Origin of the sequence: Pseudomonas sp. SJZ078 (assembly GCF_007828255.1) — a bacterium.
Lineage (GTDB): Bacteria > Pseudomonadota > Gammaproteobacteria > Pseudomonadales > Pseudomonadaceae > Aquipseudomonas.
Genome location: NZ_VIUG01000003.1, coordinates 123476 through 142739, shown reverse-complemented (window position 1 = coordinate 142739; position 19264 = coordinate 123476). Strand labels below are relative to the sequence as shown.

At 63.1% G+C, this 19264-nt stretch carries 18 protein-coding genes; 6 read left to right on the top strand and 12 right to left on the bottom strand.

All coding sequences use genetic code 11. The annotated features are described in order from the left end of the window. The first annotated feature begins 82 nt into the window (after nucleotides 1-82). Together FBY02_RS04375 and FBY02_RS04370 are read left to right on the top strand one after the other, a co-directional pair. Nucleotides 83-2122 (top strand): FAD-dependent oxidoreductase, encoded by a 2040-nt coding sequence (locus FBY02_RS04375; protein ID WP_144923865.1) that lies wholly within the window; start codon nucleotides 83-85, stop codon nucleotides 2120-2122. Between the two features lie 202 nt (nucleotides 2123-2324). Then, nucleotides 2325-3233 (top strand): 1-aminocyclopropane-1-carboxylate deaminase/D-cysteine desulfhydrase, encoded by a 909-nt coding sequence (locus FBY02_RS04370; protein ID WP_144923862.1) that lies wholly within the window; start codon nucleotides 2325-2327, stop codon nucleotides 3231-3233. Nucleotides 3234-3239: 6 nt separating this feature from the next. Here FBY02_RS04370 and FBY02_RS04365 read toward each other — a convergent pair whose 3' ends face one another. Further along, nucleotides 3240-3788, bottom strand: coding sequence for a cytochrome b (locus tag FBY02_RS04365; RefSeq protein ID WP_047703748.1), 549 nt, complete (start codon nucleotides 3786-3788; stop codon nucleotides 3240-3242). A 156-nt stretch (nucleotides 3789-3944) separates the two neighbouring features. Continuing rightward, nucleotides 3945-5351, bottom strand: a complete 1407-nt coding sequence (locus tag FBY02_RS04360; protein WP_144923859.1) for a type VI secretion system Vgr family protein — start codon at nucleotides 5349-5351, stop codon at nucleotides 3945-3947. Nucleotides 5352-5569: 218 nt separating this feature from the next. Between FBY02_RS04360 and FBY02_RS04355 the strand changes: the two genes are divergently transcribed. Then, nucleotides 5570-6274, top strand: coding sequence for a YebC/PmpR family DNA-binding transcriptional regulator (locus tag FBY02_RS04355; protein WP_047703746.1), 705 nt, complete (start codon nucleotides 5570-5572; stop codon nucleotides 6272-6274). Between the two features lie 80 nt (nucleotides 6275-6354). Here the strand turns inward: FBY02_RS04355 and FBY02_RS04350 are convergent, their stop codons facing one another. The 8 genes from FBY02_RS04350 to FBY02_RS04310 form a co-directional block, all read right to left on the bottom strand. Beyond that, nucleotides 6355-7668, bottom strand: a complete 1314-nt coding sequence (locus tag FBY02_RS04350; RefSeq protein WP_144923856.1) for a leucine-rich repeat-containing protein kinase family protein — start codon at nucleotides 7666-7668, stop codon at nucleotides 6355-6357. 101 nt (nucleotides 7669-7769) lie between these two features. After that, entirely contained in the window at nucleotides 7770-8816 is a 1047-nt protein-coding gene (locus FBY02_RS04345) for an ABC transporter substrate-binding protein (protein WP_144923853.1), read from the bottom strand. A gap of 17 nt (nucleotides 8817-8833) precedes the next feature. Then, a complete protein-coding gene (locus FBY02_RS04340; protein ID WP_144923850.1) occupies nucleotides 8834-9949 on the bottom strand; it encodes an FAD-binding oxidoreductase in 1116 nt (371 codons plus the stop codon). Beyond that, a complete protein-coding gene (locus tag FBY02_RS04335; protein ID WP_144923847.1) occupies nucleotides 9946-11301 on the bottom strand; it encodes an NAD(P)/FAD-dependent oxidoreductase in 1356 nt (451 codons plus the stop codon). The genes FBY02_RS04340 and FBY02_RS04335 overlap by 4 nt, the downstream gene beginning before the upstream one ends. 619 nt (nucleotides 11302-11920) lie before the next feature. After that, nucleotides 11921-12211, bottom strand: a complete 291-nt coding sequence (locus FBY02_RS04325; RefSeq protein ID WP_144924344.1) for a (2Fe-2S)-binding protein — start codon at nucleotides 12209-12211, stop codon at nucleotides 11921-11923. Between the two features lie 7 nt (nucleotides 12212-12218). Then, a complete protein-coding gene (locus FBY02_RS04320) occupies nucleotides 12219-13013 on the bottom strand; it encodes an ABC transporter permease (protein ID WP_144923844.1) in 795 nt (264 codons plus the stop codon). A 6-nt stretch (nucleotides 13014-13019) separates the two neighbouring features. Beyond that, nucleotides 13020-13889 carry an ABC transporter permease gene (locus FBY02_RS04315; RefSeq protein WP_144923841.1) on the bottom strand — a complete coding sequence of 290 codons (870 nt, stop codon included), beginning with the start codon at nucleotides 13887-13889 and terminating at the stop codon, nucleotides 13020-13022. After that, nucleotides 13886-14911: an ABC transporter ATP-binding protein gene (locus FBY02_RS04310; protein WP_144923839.1), complete on the bottom strand. Its 1026-nt coding sequence runs from the start codon at nucleotides 14909-14911 to the stop codon at nucleotides 13886-13888. Before FBY02_RS04310 ends, FBY02_RS04315 begins: the two co-directional genes overlap by 4 nt. 252 nt (nucleotides 14912-15163) lie before the next feature. Here FBY02_RS04310 and FBY02_RS04305 point away from each other — a divergent pair, with 252 nt between their 5' ends. Beyond that, the gene (locus FBY02_RS04305; RefSeq protein ID WP_144923836.1) at nucleotides 15164-16000 is read left to right on the top strand and encodes an IclR family transcriptional regulator; all 837 of its coding nucleotides are present in this window, start codon (nucleotides 15164-15166) and stop codon (nucleotides 15998-16000) included. 132 nt (nucleotides 16001-16132) lie between these two features. Here the strand turns inward: FBY02_RS04305 and FBY02_RS04295 are convergent, their stop codons facing one another. After that, a complete protein-coding gene (locus FBY02_RS04295) occupies nucleotides 16133-16885 on the bottom strand; it encodes an anti-sigma factor (protein WP_144923833.1) in 753 nt (250 codons plus the stop codon). Then, nucleotides 16882-17388 (bottom strand): sigma-70 family RNA polymerase sigma factor, encoded by a 507-nt coding sequence (locus FBY02_RS04290; RefSeq protein WP_144923830.1) that lies wholly within the window; start codon nucleotides 17386-17388, stop codon nucleotides 16882-16884. The genes FBY02_RS04295 and FBY02_RS04290 overlap by 4 nt, the downstream gene beginning before the upstream one ends. A 167-nt stretch (nucleotides 17389-17555) precedes the next feature. Between FBY02_RS04290 and FBY02_RS04285 the strand changes: the two genes are divergently transcribed. Continuing rightward, complete coding sequence (locus tag FBY02_RS04285; protein WP_144923828.1) at nucleotides 17556-18647, top strand: catalase family peroxidase; 1092 nt, start codon at nucleotides 17556-17558, stop codon at nucleotides 18645-18647. Continuing rightward, nucleotides 18644-19183, top strand: a complete 540-nt coding sequence (locus FBY02_RS04280) for a cytochrome b (RefSeq protein WP_144923825.1) — start codon at nucleotides 18644-18646, stop codon at nucleotides 19181-19183. Before FBY02_RS04285 ends, FBY02_RS04280 begins: the two co-directional genes overlap by 4 nt. Nucleotides 19184-19264 lie beyond the last annotated feature (81 nt).

Here is a 19264-nt window from a genome sequence, read left to right as displayed (position 1 = left end):
CCCGGCTTTTAGGCTGTGGGCATGACTGATGGACGCCGCAGAGCTTCCGCACTTTTCGTGTTCGCCCGTTGTGGAGTTACCGATGACCGCCCCTCACTACCCGCATCTGCTGGCCCCGTTGGACCTGGGTTTTACCACACTGCGCAACCGTACCCTGATGGGGTCGATGCACACGGGGCTTGAGGAAAAGCCCGGTGGTTTCGAACGCATGGCGGCGTATTTTGCCGAACGTGCCCGTGGTGGCGTAGGCCTGATGGTAACCGGCGGGATCGCGCCAAACGACGAGGGCGGCGTGTATTCCGGCGCCGCCAAGCTGACCACCGAAGAAGAAGCGCTCAAGCACCGGATCGTCACCCGGGCCGTACATGAGGCCGGTGGCAAGCTCTGCATGCAGATCCTTCACGCCGGACGCTACGCCTACAGCCCCAAGCAAGTGGCGCCGAGCTCGATCCAGGCGCCGATCAATCCGTTCAAGCCCAAGGAACTCGACGAGGAAGGGATCGAGAAACAGATCAGCGATTTCGTCACCTGCTCGAGGCTGGCCCAGCAAGCTGAATACGATGGCGTCGAGATCATGGGCTCGGAAGGGTATTTCATTAACCAGTTCCTGGCGGCTCACACCAACCACCGTACCGACCGTTGGGGCGGCAGCTACGAAAACCGCATGCGCCTGCCGGTGGAAATCGTGCGTCGGGTGCGCGAGGCGGTAGGGCCCAACTTCATCATCATTTTTCGCCTGTCGATGCTCGACCTGGTGGAGGGCGGCAGCTCCTGGGAAGAAATCGTCCAGTTGGCCAAGGCGATCGAGCAGGCAGGCGCGACGATTATCAACACCGGTATCGGCTGGCACGAGGCACGCATTCCCACCATCGCCACCAAGGTTCCCCGGGCGGCGTTCAGCAAGGTCACGGCCAAGCTGCGCGGTTCGGTGAGTATTCCTCTGATCACCACCAACCGCATCAACACGCCGGAAGTGGCCGAACAGATCCTCGCCGAAGGTGACGCCGACATGGTGTCCATGGCACGGCCGTTCCTGGCGGATCCGGATTTCGTCATCAAGGCTGCCGCTGGCCGGGCGGATGAAATCAATACCTGTATCGGTTGCAACCAGGCCTGCCTCGATCACACCTTCGGCGGCAAGCTGACCAGTTGCCTGGTGAACCCGCGGGCCTGCCATGAAACCGAACTCAACTACCTGCCGGTCACCCAGGTGAAGAAAATTGCCGTGGTCGGCGCCGGACCCGCCGGGTTGTCCGCGGCCACGGTGGCGGCCGAGCGTGGGCATCAGGTGACGCTGTTCGATTCGGCCAGCGAGATCGGCGGCCAGTTCAATGTCGCCAAGCGCGTGCCGGGCAAGGAAGAATTCTTCGAGACCCTGCGTTACTTCAAGCGCAAGCTGCAGACCACCCATGTCGAGTTGTGTCTCGACACCCGTGTGGATGTGGAGCAATTGGTGGCAGGCGGTTACGACGAGATCGTTCTCGCCACGGGCATCGCGCCACGGGTGCCGGCGATTCCCGGTGTGGAGCACGCCAAGGTGCTGAGCTACCTGGACGTGATTCTGCAGCGCAAGCCGGTGGGCCGCAGCGTGGCGGTGATCGGCGCCGGTGGTATCGGCTTTGACGTGTCGGAGTTCCTGGTGCACCAGGGCGTCGCCACCAGTCAGGACCGCGAGGCGTTCTGGAAGGAGTGGGGGATCGACACCCAGCTCCAGGCACGCGGCGGCGTGGCCGGGATCAAGGCCGAGCCCCATGCGCCGGCGCGGCAGGTGTTCCTGTTGCAGCGCAAGACTTCCAAGGTCGGTGACGGCCTGGGCAAGACCACCGGCTGGATCCACCGCACGGGGCTGAAGAACAAGCAGGTACAGATGCTCAACAGTGTCGAGTACCTGAAGATCGACGACGAAGGCCTGCACATCCGTATCGGCGACAGCGGCGAGCCGCAGGTGCTTGCAGTGGACAACGTCGTGATCTGTGCCGGCCAGGATCCGCTGCGTGAATTGCAGGAGGGCCTGGAAGCGGCGGGTCAGACTGTTCATCTCATCGGCGGCGCCGACGTAGCGGCGGAATTGGACGCCAAGCGGGCCATCAATCAGGGGTCGCGGTTGGCGGCGCAGTTGTAATTCTTCCCCAGGATTACCGCAAATCCCCTGTGGGAGCGAGCCTGCTCGCGATAGCGTCGGTCCAGTCACTAGAGAGGTTGGATGAGCCGCCGTCATCGCGAGCAGGCTCGCTCCCACAAGGGAATGGTGGTGAGGTCCGGGGCTGCGGTCATTCGTGAGCGCCTGTTAAGATGCAGGCTTCTTTGCGCCGGGCCTGCTCGCCATGCTTCTTTCTGCCCTTGATTGGCACCCCAACCCCAAACTCGAACCCCTTCATCTGGATTGGCTCACCCGCGCCGGTGTCGAAGTGGCGGTGTTGCGTCTGGATCGGATCGATCCACTGATCAGCGGCAACAAGTGGTTCAAGCTGGTTCACTCTGTGCGCGCTGCCCATGAGGCCGGTGCCGAGGGGATCATGAGCCTGGGCGGCGCCTATTCCAACCACCTGCACGCACTGGCCGCCGCTGGCAAGCGCTTTGGTTTTCCAACGGTCGGGCTAGTGCGTGGCCATCCCCAGGAAACACCGACAGTACTCGACCTGCAAGCATTCGGCATGGAGCTGCACTGGTTGGGGTACGGCGGCTATCGGGAGCGGCATGCCGTGGATTTCTGGGCACCCTGGCAGGTGCGGTATCCCCACCTGTATCCGGTGCCGGAGGGCGGTTCAGGCTTGCCGGGCGCGCTGGGCTGCAAGGCCTGGGTAACCAGCGCCCGTGGGCAGCTGACGGCATTGGGTTGGACGGATTATCACGGCTGGTGGCTGGCTTGCGGGACCGGAACGTCGCTGGCGGGGCTGGTGTTGGCCGAAGCGGGCGCGCATCCGGTCCATGGTGTGCTCGCGGTGCCCGAGGACCATGGCGTGGCGCAACAGGTCGAAAACATCGTGGGCCAGGCAGGCATTACCGACCCCCGTTATGAATTGCTCGATGGCAGCCGTGGCGGCTTTGCCCGGGTCGACTCGCCACTGAGGGACTTCCTCGATGCCACCCACGCAATCGAACTGGAGCCACTCTACACCGGCAAGGCATTGATGATGCTCAAGTCGCAAGTAGAAGCAGGCCGGTTTGCCCAAGGCTCGCGCCTGATCTTCGTCCACACCGGCGGCTTGCAAGGCCGCCGGGGGGTTGAGTGAGCGCCGTCAGCCGCGCTTCGGCATCATCCGCAGCAACGTGTTGTCGCGCACGATGTAGTGGTGATACAGCCCCGCCAGGGCATGCAGGCCGATCAACCAATAGCCGATGGTGCCGCCCAGCACATGCCAGCCTTCCAGCTGCTTGGCGAATGCCTTGTCCTGATCGACCAGCAGCGGCAGATCGAAACCGTAGAACATCACTTGATGCCCTTCGGCGCTGGTGATCAGCCAGCCCAGCAGCGGCATGGCGATCATGAACAGGTACAGCGCCCAGTGCATCAGGCGCGCAAGGAAGGTCTGCCAGACGGGCGAAGCCGGAAAGATGGCGGGTGCCTTGCCCACGCTGCGGGCGAACAGGCGCAGCCAGACCAGCAGGAACACGGTAAGGCCGAGCATGAAATGCGCTTCCTTGATCAGGGTTCGGCCGCCGCTGCCCTTGGGGAAGATCCCGCGAAATTCTATGCAGGCATAAACCACAGCCAGCAGCACCAGCATCAACCAGTGCAAGGTGATCGTGACGGTACTGTAGCGGTTTTCAGAGTTTTTCCAGGGCATGCGGGTATCTCCAGACATCAGGCTAAAGCGCCGTCTCGAGCGGCGTTGTGCTGCTACTGTAAGCCCGTTTCGTTGGGTTTGCATGAGCCGGATCAGGTTTTGTCCATACGAACTCCGGTTTACGCCCGCTGACCGGCTGCGGTATTCGGTGGCGGATCAGGGCGTTGTGTCCGGAGGGTTGAGCAGCCAGTCGAATAACAGCCTGACGTCGCTGTTGCCCGGTGCCGGTTTCTTCGACGCCACGTTGCGCGCGCCACCGCTATCGATGCCGCCCGGACACAGCACCGGCCGGTCGGGATCGCCATCCAGAAAGCTCACCAGCACTTCACTGCCGGCCATCAGGGGCGGGCTGTCGTGGAGGCTCAATCGTGACACGGGCAACGGGATGCCTTCGTCATCCGGCCCCCACAGGCTGACCCGGACCTGACCTCGCTCATCGGGCTCCGCCGGCCTCCCGGCAGGACCGAGGACATGCGCCACGTGGTAGCCGGGAATGCTCGGCCTGGAGTGTTTGACGGCGGGCCTGAACACGGTGGACCAGGGGATGGCAGAGAACTTGTTCCGATAGTCCCTGGCCGACGACACAGGCGGTTGATTGGCTTCCAGTATCGAAAACTGTCTGCCGCGATGCTGGACTTCGACAACCAGCCATTGATCGTTGAACGTCGATACCGGGTGTTCGCCGATCTGCACGATGCGGCCGCTGCGCAGGGCCGGTTGCGTGCTGTGGCCGTGGATTTCCCGTTGCCGACAGCGCAGGCGCTCCAGGTTCCGGCGTCCTATCTGATAAGCATGAGCCGACGCTGGATTGCTCCGCATCGCCTCGTGACCGGTGCCATTGAACCCATGATTCGCGGCGCCGGTTTCGGCGGGCGACGTTGCCCGCTCGGCGAAGCGGCCGGGCAGAGCAGGCTTCGTCGGGTGGTGACGCTGGTACAGTCGCACGAGTGCCGGTTGCTCATCGGTTTGTGTACACAGTGCAAGCTCGACCGCCCGTGCCGGAAAACTCTTGGGATCTTCGGCGAACACCAGGACGTGGCCGGATGGGGAGTGTTCGAAGTGGTAATGAATGCCTTCTTGCTCGCATAGCCGCTGCAACAGCTCCAGGTCGCTTTCCTCGTACTGGATACAGAACGGGCGGGATGGGTACTGTCCGTGAGGCAATTCGAAACGGTAGCTGTGGGCGGGCAGCGCGTTGTCGTCCAGCAGGCGCTGCAGTATCTGCACGACGCTGAGCTGATGGAAAACCCGTCGTCTCGGACCCTGCTCCAGACGCTGGAGATAGGGAACCAGCGTCAGGCGATAGCCGATACGGTGCGGTGCATGGGCGCTCAGGCTGACGCTATGGACGATGCCATGTACACCGGACTCGCCATCCAGGCGCAGGAACGCCGGTTGCCCCAACAGCGTATCGGGATTGATTGGCGGCGCGAGGCCGATCAGTTCCAGGTCGAAGCGGTACGGCTGGTTGAGGGCCTCCCGACCGTTGAACCGCAGCACTTGCAGCCGCAGGTCGCTTTGCGTGAGTGTCAGGCTGAAGGGGCTTTCCGTGTCGTTGCGCATCGCGGTGCTTACTTGAAGAGAAGAAGCCGCGAGGGTACGAAACCGCGGGGCGAAACGGTGCTCTTGAATCGCTATTTCGGAAACTGCCTACAGCATGTTGTGAAAATGTCGATTCGCCGGGGCGCATTTTTTGGTCGATCAGCCGGTTTAGGCCGTATAAACTTGCGCCACAGCGCCGGCCGGCAGATGTCTTGGCGCGTCAGACAAGAGAGTGAGTGATGGGCGCACAGTGGAAGGTTAAACACAAAGAGGCGGCTGCCAACGCCAAGGGCAAGATCTTCGGCAAGCTGGTGAAGGAAATCACCATTGCCGCGCGCAACGGTGCCGACGTGGCGACCAATGCACACCTGCGGCTGGTGGTCGAGCAGGCGAAGAAGGCGTCGATGCCCCGCGAGACCCTGGAGCGCGCGATCAAGAAAGGTTCGGGCCAGCTCGGCGAGACCGTGCAGTATCACCGTGTGACCTACGAAGGGTTCGCGCCGCACCAGGTGCCGCTGATCGTTGAATGCGTGACCGACAACATCAACCGTACCGTGGCCGAAATCCGCGTCGCGTTCCGCAAGGGCCAGCTGGGTGCTTCGGGTTCGGTGGCCTGGGACTTCAACCATGTCGGCATGATCGAGGCCGCCCCGGACAGCCCGGATGCCGATCCGGAAATGGCCGCCATCGAGGCCGGTGCCCAGGATTTCGAGCCAGGCGAAGAGGGCGCGACGCTGTTCATCACAGATGCGGCCGATCTCGATGCCGTGCAGAAAGCGCTGCCGGCCCAGGGCTTCACGGTGTTGTCCGCCAAGCTGGGCTACCAGCCGAAAAACCCGGTCAGCGGCCTGACCGACGAGCAGATGGCCGAGGTCGAAGCGTTCCTTGAAGGCCTTGATAACCACGATGACGTGCAGGATATGTTTGTCGGGTTGGCGGGTTAACGGGATTCCCTGAAGAGCAAAAGATTGTCCTTTGTGGCGAGGGGATAAATCCCCTCGCCACAAAAACAACCTTTGCTTGATCAGCCGCCGGCCAATACCTGCTCAATCTCCTCAAACCCCGGCCGCGCCAGTACGTCCGGCTGACAGCAACGCGTCTCCAATGCTTGAAGCGTCGCAAGCTGCACGTCATCGCCCCCCGGCTCGATCCGCGCCAGCAACTCACCCAGCAGAATCCCGAAAGCCCGCACTTCGATGCGTTGCAGTGCACGGGTTTGCGGGGTATCTGCGGTGGCGTGGAAAGATGCCGCGCCAAAATCCCCCAGCAGGCATTCGCCCTGGTCGTTGTACAGGATGTTGTGCCCGTATAAATCCCCGTGGGTGATGCCCTGATGGTGCAAGTGTGCCGCCACCGAGGCGATGCCTCGGGCGATACGTAAGGCTGCGGTGGCGCTCAAGCGCAATGTCTCGGCATACACATCGCGGGTGCAGGAGGCCAGGCTCGGCAGCCCGGCCAGGTTTCGATAGCTGGGCTCGATCAGCGCCATGACCAGCCCGGCCTGCCCGTCGGGATGTCCGGCGACCTGCCCCAACACTTCAATCAGGTTCGGATGTCGGCCCGCCGTGATACAGGCGTGCATTTCATGCAGGGGCGAGCCGTCGCTGGTCATCTCGCCCTTGTACATCTTCACCGCGACGTTTCGCGCCGATTGGCCGGTCGGTTGCCACTGCGCCTGATGAATCACCCCCGAGGCGCCTTCGCCCAATGGTTGTTGCAGGCTCAGTTGTGTCCAGTCGATGGGGGTCGTGCTGTGTTGCGCGGCCTCGTCGGCTTGGGTTTCCAGCGGGTTGCCGGCGTAGGCGAGCCAACTGAGGCGGGGCAGTTCCAGCAACCATTGCGGCAGATCGTCCAACTGATTGGCGGCGATCCGCAGCAGCTCGAGTCGGTGACACTGGGCCAGACTGGCGGGCAGTTCCTGCAAACGGTTGCCGGCCAGCATCAGCTTTTGCAGATGTGGGCGCTGTCCCAGTTCATCCGGCAACTGGCTGACGCGGTTGTCCGTCAGAATCAGCCAGCGCAGCAGCGGCGGCAGGGCCGCGGCGGGGACGCGCTCGATGCGGTTGGCCTTGAAACCGACCATGGTCAACGCGGCACAACGGCCCAGGCATTCAGGCAGTTCAGTGAAGCGATTGTCCGAGCAGAACAGCACCCGCAGCCGGCGCAGTCGATGCAAGTCATCGGGCAGGGTTTCCAACTGGTTGCCGCTGAGGTTGAGGATCTCGAGGGAGTCCGCCAGTTCGAAGATCTCCCGGGGGAACTGCGTCAGGCCACAGGCCAGGTCCAAGCGGGTGATGCCTGACAGCTGACCGGCGCGAAGTTGGGCGAGGGTGTTCATGGGACGGGGCACCGTTGATCAAGAGAAGTCCGATGCCACCTAGTTTGTTACAAAACCCTGTGGCGAGGGGATAAATCCCCTCGCCACAAAAGCCAGTTCGGCTAGCGCTCGATACTGCGACTCCAACGCGCATTCCACGCCGGACGTTGTTCATTGACCTGGTCCCAGTCCACCGCAATCGCCGTTTCCAGGTATTGCTTCATGGCTTGCACCTGGCCGCGAGTCTTGTCGGTGGTGGGGGTATTGGGATTGGATGGAATCTGGTCGCCTTCTTCCAGGGCAATGGCCTGGGCTTCAGACGTGAGCAGGAAGGCGGCGAGTTTCTGTGCCAGCTCGGGCTGGGTGTTGTGGGCGATGGCGCATTCGGCGACGTTGAGCACCACGGCGCCTTCCTTCGGTTGTGCATATTCCACTGGCATACCCTTGAGTTTCAGCGCGGTTACCTGGGTTGGCGTCAGCGGGAACAGCGCGGCTTCGTCAGTCTGCAGCATTTCGGAAATTTTCGCCGAGCTGGGGATATATTCCAGCACGTTGCGCCCCACGGTGTTCGGCCAGGCCTTGAAGCCCGGCTCGACGTTGGTCTCGTTGCCACCCTGGATCCGGTTGAACATCAGGAAACCGTGGAGGCCGAAAGTGGATGAGGCCACCGACTGGAACACCAGCTTGTCCTTGAAGCGCGGATCGGCCATGTCCATCCATGATGTCGGCGCGCTCCAGCCTTTTTCCTTGAACAGGCGCGTGTTGTAGGCGAGCCCCGTCACACCCAGGCTGACGGCCACGGCCTGATCCTTGATGCGGCCTTTGGCGGGGATTTGCGCCAGGGTCGGACTGTCCTCGAGTTTGTCGCAAAGCCCCATGGAGATGGCGCGGTACATGATGCCGTCATCCAGGAACATGACGTGCATCTGTGGGTTGTCTTTGCTGGCCTGTACTTTCGCCAGGATATCCGCCGAGGTCCCCGGCACGATCACCACTTTGACGTTGTTGGCTTTCTCGAAGGCCGGCAAGACCTTGTCGGCGTAGAGCCGCTCCATGGTGCCGCCGTTCATGCCCAGGTAAAGCGTTGGCTCGGCGTGTGCCTGGCCGACGGCGAACAATGCGCTCAAGCAGGAAAAGCCCAGCAGTGCGGTGCGTTTGACGTTATTCATGGCGCGACCTTCCTCTATCAAGAAACGGAGATGGAGTGAAACCGGGTGATGGAAAACGCATCCAGCGGCGTTTTCGATTTGCCGCAACAGATGATTTCGGTGAGCGCCTGGCCCACCGCCGGGCCGATCTGGAAGCCCGCTCCGGCGAAGCCGAACGCATGCAACAGGCCGGGTTGGGTGCTGCTGTGCCCGATCACCGGCTGGCGATCGGGCAGGTAACCTTCGGTGCCGCTCCAGGTGCGAATGGCCTGGGCGCCCTCCAGGAACGGGTAGAGCTCGATCGCCTGGCGCAGGATCTCGATCACGGCATTCTGGCCGGGCCGGGCGCGAGCGTCGTCCAGGGCGAAACCCTGGCCGCCGCCTAGCACGCAATTGCCGCGGGCAACCTGGCGCGCGTAAATCCCGCCGCCTTCCACGCCGGTACTGGCATCCATCACCAAGGGCAATGGCTCGGTGACCAGCATCGCCGGGTGCCCGGCATACATGGGCACGGCTTCACCAAACTGTGCGGCGAAATGGCTGGCCCAGGCGCCGGCGCAGTTCAGCAGCCAGGGCGCGCGCAGCGTCAGGCCGGTTTCGGTTCGCACGGTAAAGCGCTGGCCGTCATGTTCAACCAGGCTGACCGGGCATTGTTCATGAACCTGAGCGCCATGTCGGCGGGCGGCTTGGGCAAAGGCCGGGGACACCAGTCGTGGGTTGGCGTGACCGTCGTCCGGGCACAACGAGGCCCCGACGGCCACCGCACCCACCCAGGGAAAACGCGCGTGCAGTGCCTGGCGATCCAGCAGTTGCAAGTCAAGGCCAAAGCCTTGGCTGCTGGCGGCGTAGTCCTGCAAGGCACGCATGTCCTCGGCACTGCGGGCCAGTTTCAGATGGCCACTGCGCTGATATTCACCGTCGATGCCGATCAATTGGGGCAACTGGTTCCAGATCTCGTGGGCCTGCTGCGACAGGGGCAGTTGTGACAAGGGCCGTCCCTGGCGTCGCACACCGCCATAGTTCACGCCGCTTGAGTGCGAGCCGCAGAAGTCACGCTCCAGAAGGGCCACCCGGCGCCCGGCCTTGCTCAGGAACAGCGCCGCCGACGAACCGACGATGCCGCCGCCGATGATCACCACGTCGACTTCGATCATGGTTCTACCTCCAGGCCAAACGGTACGGGTTTGACCGGCGCCTGGGCCCGCAAGCGACCGATGCCGCAAATGGGCCGTCCACTTTCGCTAGCGATGATTTCCGCCGCCGCGGCGCCGCACATTCTTCCCTGACAACGCCCCATGCCGACGCGGCAATGGGCCTTGACCCGGTTGATTTCCCAATGACCTTCGCTGATCACCCGACGGATGTCGCCAGCGCTGACTTCTTCGCAACGGCAAATCATCAATTCATCAGCCGCGTCGGCGGCCCAGCCTTGCGGGAAGGCAAAGGCGCGCTCCAGGCCCTGGCGGAAATGGCCGATGCGTTCGAGTTCTGTTTCCAGTTGGGTGCACCGCTGCGGATCGACTCGGTAACCGCTGTCCTCGAGCAGGGCCAGGGCGGCGCGTTCGCCGGCTTTCTCGGCGGCGTCGGCACCCATTATTCCCGCGCCGTCACCCGCGAGGTAGATCCCGTTCACGCTGCTGCGACCGGCGCTGTCCCGCTGGGGCAGCCAGGCGCGGTTGAGGGCGTTCCAGGTGAACTCGCAGCCCAGCAGGTCGGCCAGTTGGGTTTCGCTGCGCAAGCCGTGGGCGAAGGCCACCGCGTCGCAATCGAGGCTGTGTTCGCCTTTTGCGTTGCGCCATTTCAATGACTGCACCCGGCGCTCACCGTCGATACGCGACAGACTCGCCCCTTGATGCACGGCGATGCCATGGGCGCTCAACCAGCCCCGGTAGTAGAGACCTTTGGCGAGCGTGGCCGGTTGTGTCAGCAGGCCGGGCAGGGCGCGGGCCTGGTCGCCCAGGAGGGAGCTGTCGAGCACGGCGACTACGTTGGCGCCGGCCTTGGCGTATTGATAGGCCACCAGATAAAGCAACGGGCCGCTGCCGGCGAACACCACGCGCTCACCGATGGCGCAGCCCTGGAATTTCAGGGCGATCTGCGCGGCGCCGAGGCTGTATACCCCCGGCAATGTCCAGCCCGGTACGGGCAGGATCCGGTCGGTGGCGCCTGTGGCGACGATCAACTTCGAATACTCCAGTCGAGCGGCGCGACCTTCATGCAGGGTGTCGAGCAGGCCGGCTTCGACGTTCCATACCAGGGTGTCGGGACGATAGTCGAGCTGGTCGCGCAACTCGTCGATGGTCTGGTGGATCGATTGGGCCTTGTGGGCTTCGAAGCCATACAGTTTGGCTGGCGAGCGCTTGAAATTGGCCGGCTGCCGCCGATAGATCTGCCCACCACCGCGCAAGGCTTCATCCAGCAGGACAGGGTACACGCCGTGGGCGACCAGGGTCTGGGCGGCACGGATCCCGGCGGGGCCGGCACCGATGATGGCGATTGGTTTCATGACAGCCTCATCGACAAGACCGGGGGATATGTGGCGCTGCCGAAGGCGCTATCGTCGGATCGCTGCCCAGAGCAGGCTCGCTCCCACAGTTGTGAACGCCCGTTTTGTGATCGCCGCAAAATCCCCGTGGGAGCGGGCTTGCCCGCGAAGGCGTCGGCACATTCAATGATGAGGGCGGCGGGAAGCTCGCTTTCGCGAGCAAGCCCGCTCCCACAGTTGATCGGTGCTGAACATCGATCTTGTGACCGCCATAAAACCCCTGTGGGAGCGGGCTTGCCCGCGAAGGCGTCGGCACATTCAATGATGAGGGCGGCGGGAAGATCGCTTTCGCGAGCAAGCCCGCTCCCACAGTTGATCGGTGCTGAACATCGATCTTGTGACCGCCATAAAACCCCCGTGGGAGCGGGCTTGCCCGCGAAGGCGTCGGCACATTCAATGATGGGGGCGGCGGGAAGATCGCTTTCGCGAGCAAGCCCGCTCCCACAGTTGATCGGTGCTGAACATCGATCTTGTGACCGCCATAAAACCCCTGTGGGAGCGAGCCTGCTCGCGATAGCGATAGTCCATGCAGCGACGATGGCCACAGGCAGGTCGCTCCAACAGGGAATAAATGAGCTGTTCATACCTGGCGCCCCGGTTCGCGGGTGATTTGCTGGCCGGCTTCGAGCAGGGTGGCGCAGGCGCGGACGCGGCGGCCGTCGCCGAGGCGCACCCAGCAGTCCTGGCAGGCGCCCATCAGGCAGAACCCCGCCCGGGGTTCGGCGCTGAAATCGCTGCCGCGCAGGTGGTCGCCGCAGGTCAGCACGGCGGTCAGCAGCGTATCGCCCGACAGGCCGGTGGCCGGTTGGCCGTCGAGGGTAAAGTCCAGGGCCGGGCGGTCGCCTTCGGCCAGTCGTTTCAGCAGCGCCATGGTGCCCTCATTGTTTGCCCACCAGAACCCGATCCAGGCCATAGACCCGGTCGAGCAGAATCATGGTCAGCGCGGTAAGCGCGATGACCAGTGCCGACACCGCCGCCATCATCGGGTCGATGGATTCGGTGGCGTACACATACATGCGCACCGGCAGGGTTTGCGTCGCCGGTGACGTGACAAAGATCGACAGGGTGACTTCATCGAAACTGTTGATGAACGCCAGCAACCAGCCTCCGGCGACCCCGGGCAGGATCATCGGCAGGGTGATCTGCCGGAACAGCGTGAAGCGCCCGGCGCCCAGGGATTGCGCGGCCTGTTCGGCGCTGCGGTCCAGGCCGATGGCCGACGCCAGCACCAGGCGCAACACATAGGGCGTGATGACCAGTACGTGGGCGAAGATCAGCCAGGTGAAGTTGCCATTGACCCCCATCAGCGCAAACAACCGCAGCAGTGCCACACCCAGCACCAGGTGCGGAATGATGATCGGTGACAGGAACAGGCCATTGAAAACATCCCGGCCGGGAAATTCGAGGCGGGTGATTGCCAGCGCCGCCGGTACCGCGATCAACGTCGCCAGCGAGGCCGCACAGAACGCCAGGGCCAGGCTGTTGTAGAACGCATCGACGAAGTCCGCGCGTTCGAACACGGCGCGGAACCAGCGCAGCGAGAACTCCGTGGTCGGCAGGCTCAGGGTGTTTTCCGGCGTGAAGGCGACAAGACAGACCACCACCAGCGGCGCCAGCATGAACGCTACGACCAAGGCGTGAAACAACAGGGCGAAAGGACCGTTCCTGGACATGATGAGTTACCCCAATGACTTCTTGTAGCGGCCTTCGATCATGCGGTTCCACGACAGCATGATCAGCAGGTTGAGCAGCAACAGCGCAATGGCGATGGCGGCGCCCATGGGCCAGTTGAGTTCCGACAGGTACTGGTCGTAGATCAGCGTGGCGACCATCTTCAAGCGGCGTCCGCCAAGCAGCCCGGGAATGGCGAAGGAGCTGGCGGCCAGGCCGAACACAATCAGGGTGCCGGACAACACGCCGGGCATGATCTGCGGCAGCACCACCTTACGGATCACCGTGAACTGGCTGGCCCCCAGGGACAGCGCGGCCTGTTCGGCGGCCGGGTCGAGTTTCTGCAATGAGGTCCAGACCGGAATGATCATGAACGGCAGCATCACGTGGACCAGGGCGATGACCACGGCGAATGGCGTATAGAGCAACTTCATCGGCGCGCCACCGAACGCTTGCAGCGTCTGGTTGACCAACCCGTCGGCGCCCAGCAGCAGGCTCCAGCCGAAGGCCCGCACCACCACCGAGATCAGCAACGGGGTGAGGATCAGGATCAGGAAAATCGAGCGCCATGGCGCGCCCATACGGCTGAGCACGTACGCTTCGGGTACGCCGATCAGCACGCACAACAGCGTGGTCAGCGCACTGATCCAGAAGGTGCGCAAAAAGATCTCGTAGAAATACGAATCGCCCAGCAAGCTGATGTAGTGATCGAGGGTGTACGCGTGGCTGTCGATGCCCGACCCGTAGTCGAAAACGTTGAACGACAGCACCAGCGTCAGCCCCAGGGGAATCACCAGCAAACCCAGGTACAGGGCCAGGGCCGGTGCGGACATCAGATAGCCTTGTCGGCCCCGGCGCATTCCGTCCAGCCGCTTCATGCCGGCACCTCATCGACACTCAGCACCCGCAGCAGCGCCGGATCCCAGTCCAGGCCCACTGCCGTGCCTTCGGCCATCGGTGCGCTGCCGTCATTTCGACGCACCACGCAGAGTTCGCCCAGGCCGGTCGAGACGCCATACAACCATTGGCTGCCGAGGAAGAAACGGCTGACGATTGTGCCTTGCAAGCGGCCCGCGCCGGCGGCGCACAGGTCGATCTTTTCCGGGCGCAGGCTCAGGGTCAGTTCGCCCTGGCCCGGCTGACAGGCTTGAACGATGCCGGCGCTGTCGCGTTCGCCGGGCAGCAGGTTGGCCTTGCCGACAAAGCCGGAAATGAAGGTGGTACGCGGGTGTTCGTAAAGGGTGTAGGGCGTATCGATCTGGGTGATGCGCCCGGCTTGCATCACTACGACCCGGTCACTGATAGACAGCGCTTCGGACTGGTCGTGGGTGACCATCAGCGTGGTGATGCCGACTTCCCGCTGAATGCGGCGGATTTCGAATTGCATCTCTTCGCGCAGGTTGGCGTCGAGGTTGGACAGCGGTTCGTCGAGCAACAGCACCGGCGGTTCGATCACCAGCGCCCGGGCCAACGCCACGCGCTGACGCTGGCCGCCCGAGAGCTCCCGGGGATAGCGCTCGGCATGCCGGTCCAGGCGCACCAGCTTCAGCACCCGGTCCACCCGTTGCTGGAGCTCGCTGGCCGGCACCTTGCGCATGCGCAGGCCGAAAGCGACGTTGTCCCGGACGCTCATGTGGGGGAACAGCGCATAACTCTGGAACACCACACCCAGGCCCCGGCTGGCGGGCTTGGCGTGGGTGATGTCGCGGCCGTCCAGCAGGATGCGCCCGCTGCTGACCTCGACGAAGCCAGCGATCATTTGCAGGGTGGTGGTCTTGCCGCAACCGGAAGGGCCCAGCAGCGAGACGAACTCGCTCTTTCCCACGGCGAGGTTGGTGGCCACCACGGCGTCGATGTCGCCGTAGCGTTTACTCAAGTTTTCAAGTTGCACGAAAGCCATGACTGCGTTCCACCTGAGATTGTTATGCGTCGCCGTGAGGCGCGCTTTTTTTGTAAGGGCAGATACGAAGGGGTGACGCAGGACACTCGGTGCGTTGGCGCTCGACCTGGATCGGCTGCCGCTGTTGTTCGAATCGCCCCTGTATGGACGCAGAGTAGGACGAAGAATAGGATGGGCTCAATGGCCTGTTTCACTGAGACGATGACTATTTTCAGTTTCATTCAATCAGTGAATTGATGAGTAAAAAATAGAATGAATAATTCCATTGATCGGAATATCGAAAAAAGCAAAGTCGGGGTTGGCGCCGTCTCCAGGTTGTTCGCCGTGTTGCGCAGCCTGGGTGACACCGCTGAAGGCGGGGAGCGGGTAACGCAACTGGCCCAGCGCATTGGCCTGTCCCAGCCGACCACCCATCGCCTGCTGCGCAGCCTGATGGACGAGGGCATGGTCGAGCAGGATGGGCGCAGCAAACGTTATCGCCTGAGCCTGGACTTTTTCGCCCTGGCCGCCCGTGCCGGGAACACCGGCAACCTGCGTGAACTGGCGCGACCGGCCATGCTGCGGCTGTCGGCGTCCCTGGGCGACTCATTGTTCCTGCTGGCGCGCAGCGGCTTCGATGCGATCTGCCTGGATCGCAGCGAAGGGCCATTCCCGATCCGCACCTTTACCGGCGATATCGGCGGCCGGGTGGCGTTGGGCGTGGGCCAGGGTAGCCTGGCGATCCTGGCGTTCCTGCCCGAGGAGGAGCGCGACACGGTGATTCACTACAACCTGCCGCGGCTCAAGGATTTTCATTTGTACGACGAAGTCTTCCTGCGCGCGGAAGTTGAGAATGTGCGCAGCCTGGGCTACGCCGGACGCAACACCGGCGTGTTGCAGGGGATGGCCGGGGTGGCGGTGCCGATCCTGGATCGCGACGGCCGTGCCGTGGCGGCCTTGAGTGTGGCGACCATCAGTGACCGCTTGGGGCCGGATCGCCTGCCGACGGTGGTGGAGATGCTCAAGCGCGAGGCGGCGTTGATCGGTCCACGGATCAACCCGTTCGACCCGTTGCTGCGCCGACCTTCGCAGGTGTTTGGGCAGGGGTGAGCAAATTTAAGGTTCCAGATTGGCCCTTGTGGGAGCGGGCTTGCTCGCGAAAGCGGACAGACATCCAACATCAATGTCGACTGAACCGCCGTCTTCGCGAGCAAGCCCGCTCCCACAAGGGCCTGGCGGTGATCAGAAGTCCAGGGTCTGCTTGAGTTGTTGGGCAGCCGGCATGTCACTGGGGATCACCATCGCATAGTTGTATCCCGGCCCGGACCAGTATTCGGCCTGCAATTCGCCGTCGCGCCGGCTGCCGCGGGGCAGGAGAAAATTCCTGGGCCCCGGTGGGCGCACGTAGAAGCTGATTTTCTGACCGCTTTCGTCCTGGTAGACGATCATCGCCGCCGCGCCCTGCTCGGTGCTGAGCAAGCGGCCGCTGACCGGCTTGAAGCCGGCGCCGGAAAGATCCGGCAGGCGATTGGCGTGGCTGAAGTAACGGTCGAGCCAGCCTTGCATGCTGCGTTCATCACCCGTCTGGTAATCGGCCGGCAAAATGCCTTGCTGGGCAAACAGCCGATAGGCTTGCAGGGCGTCAGCCATGGGTTGGGCGGCGCTGAGGAGAGTCATTTGACGGGCCTGCCAGCCACCGAAACCGCCCACGCTGACGGCCAGCAGTAACATCGCGGCGCTGGCCAGGTGGCGGCGTGAGCGATGTTTGAGCCGTTGGCGGATCAAGGCCGGGTCGAGCGCTGGGTTGACCGGTTGTTGCAAGGCGCCACTCAGGGCCGTGCGCAGGCGCAACGCGTCCTGTTGCCAGGCCCGGACCTGGGCAGCGACGTCGGGGTGGCTGCCCAGGTAGGTGTCCATCAGGTGCTGGTCGGCTTCGCTCAATTGGCGATCGACATAGGCGTGCAGGTCGCGGTCGCTGGGGGGCATGCTGATCATTTGAGTATCCGCAGGGTGGGGCGGGTGATTTCGCCTTCGCTGAGTTGGCGCAAGGCCTGGCGGGCGCGGGACAGGCGTGACATGACAGTGCCGGTCGGCACGCCGAGGATGTCGGCGACTTGTTGGTAGCTCAAGCCTTCCACCGATACCCACAGCAGCAGCGCTCGCTGCTCGGTGGTGAGTTGGTCGAAGGCCTGCAAGGACGATTGGGCGATCACGCTGCGCTCGGCCGAGGGGTGCGTCTCGTCGCGACCGGTGAAGAACTCCAGCATGCGGGCATAGCGTCGGGACCGGCGATGTCCATCGAGAAATTGCCGGTACAGGATGGAAAACAGCCAGGCCCGTAAATCGCCGTCCGGACGTTTGTCGTTCCATTTTGACAAGGCCCGCTCCAGGCACGTCTGCACCAGGTCGTCGGCATTGCTGGGGTTGCGCGTCAGCGACACGGCAAACCGCCGTAGTCGGGGGATGAGCATGCGCAACTGGTCATCGAGTTCGTTCATGGGCGTTTGGCGTCCGGTGAGCCTTCGCTGAGTAAGACTGGAAAGACGTTCCCCGAACGAGATTATTCCAGCGTAGGAAAAATAAATACGAGGCATGGGAATAAAACCATCGGGCCTTCGTCTGACGGGTCCTTTCCTCAAATGGCCTTGAGCCTTGGAGCTTCGTCATGGTTGATCCTTCCTCTTCACCTGACCCATCGGGTCGGCCACCGTTGAGTGCCGCCAGCCTGACCCTGCGCCTGGGCGGTATTGGAGTGATTGTTGCCGCATTGGCGGGGGCGTTTGCCTACGTCAACGGCACCCTCGACCCACAGCGCCTGACACCTAAAGCACTGGTCAATGTGCTGGAAAAGAACAATGGGATTCATCCGGGCTTCCGACGCAATCACTCGAAGGGCGTTTGTGTCGCCGGTTATTTCGAAAGCAGCGGCGAGGCGCGGGCCTATTCCAGCGCCCAGGTGTTCATGGATGCACGAACGCCGGTCGTCGGACGCTTCGCCTTGCCCAGCGGCAACCCGTACGCGCCGGACGGCAGCGTACCGATCCGCAGCCTGGCGCTGCGCTTCACCCAAGCCAATGGCCAGCAGTGGCGTACTGGCATGAACAGCATGCCGGTGTTCCCGGTGGGCACGCCTGAAGCGTTCTATCAGTTCCAGCAGGCCCAGTCTCCGGACCCCGCCACGGGGAAACCGAACCCGACGGCGGTGCCGGCGTTTTTTGCCGCTCACCCGGAAGCCGTGCCGTTCCTGCAATGGATAAAGACCGCCAAGCCGTCGGCCAGTTATGCCACTGAAGCCTACAACGGCATCAATGCGTTTTATCTGGTCAATCCGGCCGGACAACGTCAAGCGGTGCGCTGGGGCGTGGTCCCGTTGACCGCCGACGCGGCGGATGCGCCAGCCGCCCAGGGCGCTGACTACCTGGAGCAGGACCTGACCAAGCGTCTCGCCGCCGGACCGTTGCGCTGGCGGTTGAACATCACCCTGGCCAATCCTGGCGATCCGGTGAATGACGCCAGCAAGCCATGGCCCACCGATCGCCAGGTGCTCAACGCCGGTACGCTGGTGCTGGAGAGTACCCAGGCGCAGGACAACGGCGAATGCCGTGATATCAACTATGACCCGCTGATCCTGCCCAGCGGTATCGAAGGTTCCGAAGACCCGCTGCTGGCCGCGCGTTCCGCCGCGTATGCCAATTCCTATCTGCGGCGTACCAGCGAAGTGAGCCAGTTGCCCGCCACCCAGGAGTCCCGCCCATGAACCCCCGTCACTTCGCCCCCCTGGCCCGGCTGCTGCATTGGCTGATGGCAATGATGATCATCGCCATGCTGTTCATTGGCGCCGGCATGGTGGCCTCGGTGTCCGAACGCCATGAGTGGCTGCTCCAGTTGCACAAGCCCCTGGGCATCGCGATTCTGTTGCTGGTGATCGTGCGCCTGGCGGTGCGCTTTACCACGCGCCCACCGGCATTGCCGAGGGATTTGCCGGGCTGGCAGGTACTGGCGGCGAAGGCCTCCCATGTCCTGTTGTACGCCTTGATGCTGGTCTTGCCGTTATTGGGCTGGGGCATGATCTCTGCGGCGGGGGACCCGGTGATGCTTAGCAACTCGCTGCAACTGCCCTCGATTCTGCCGGCGAATGCTCAGACGTTCGCGTGGTTGCGCAAGGCCCACGGGTACTTGGCCTACCTGCTGTTCCTGACCGTGCTGGTGCATCTGGCGGCGGCATTGTTTCACGGCTGGGTGCGGCGGGACGAGGTGTTGGACAGTATGTTGCGTGGGCGCGATAAAGCTTGAGTCCTCGATAGGGCACAGGCAAACACAAACCTGTGGCCAGGGGATAAATCCCCTCACCACAGGTGAATGGATCAGACAAGG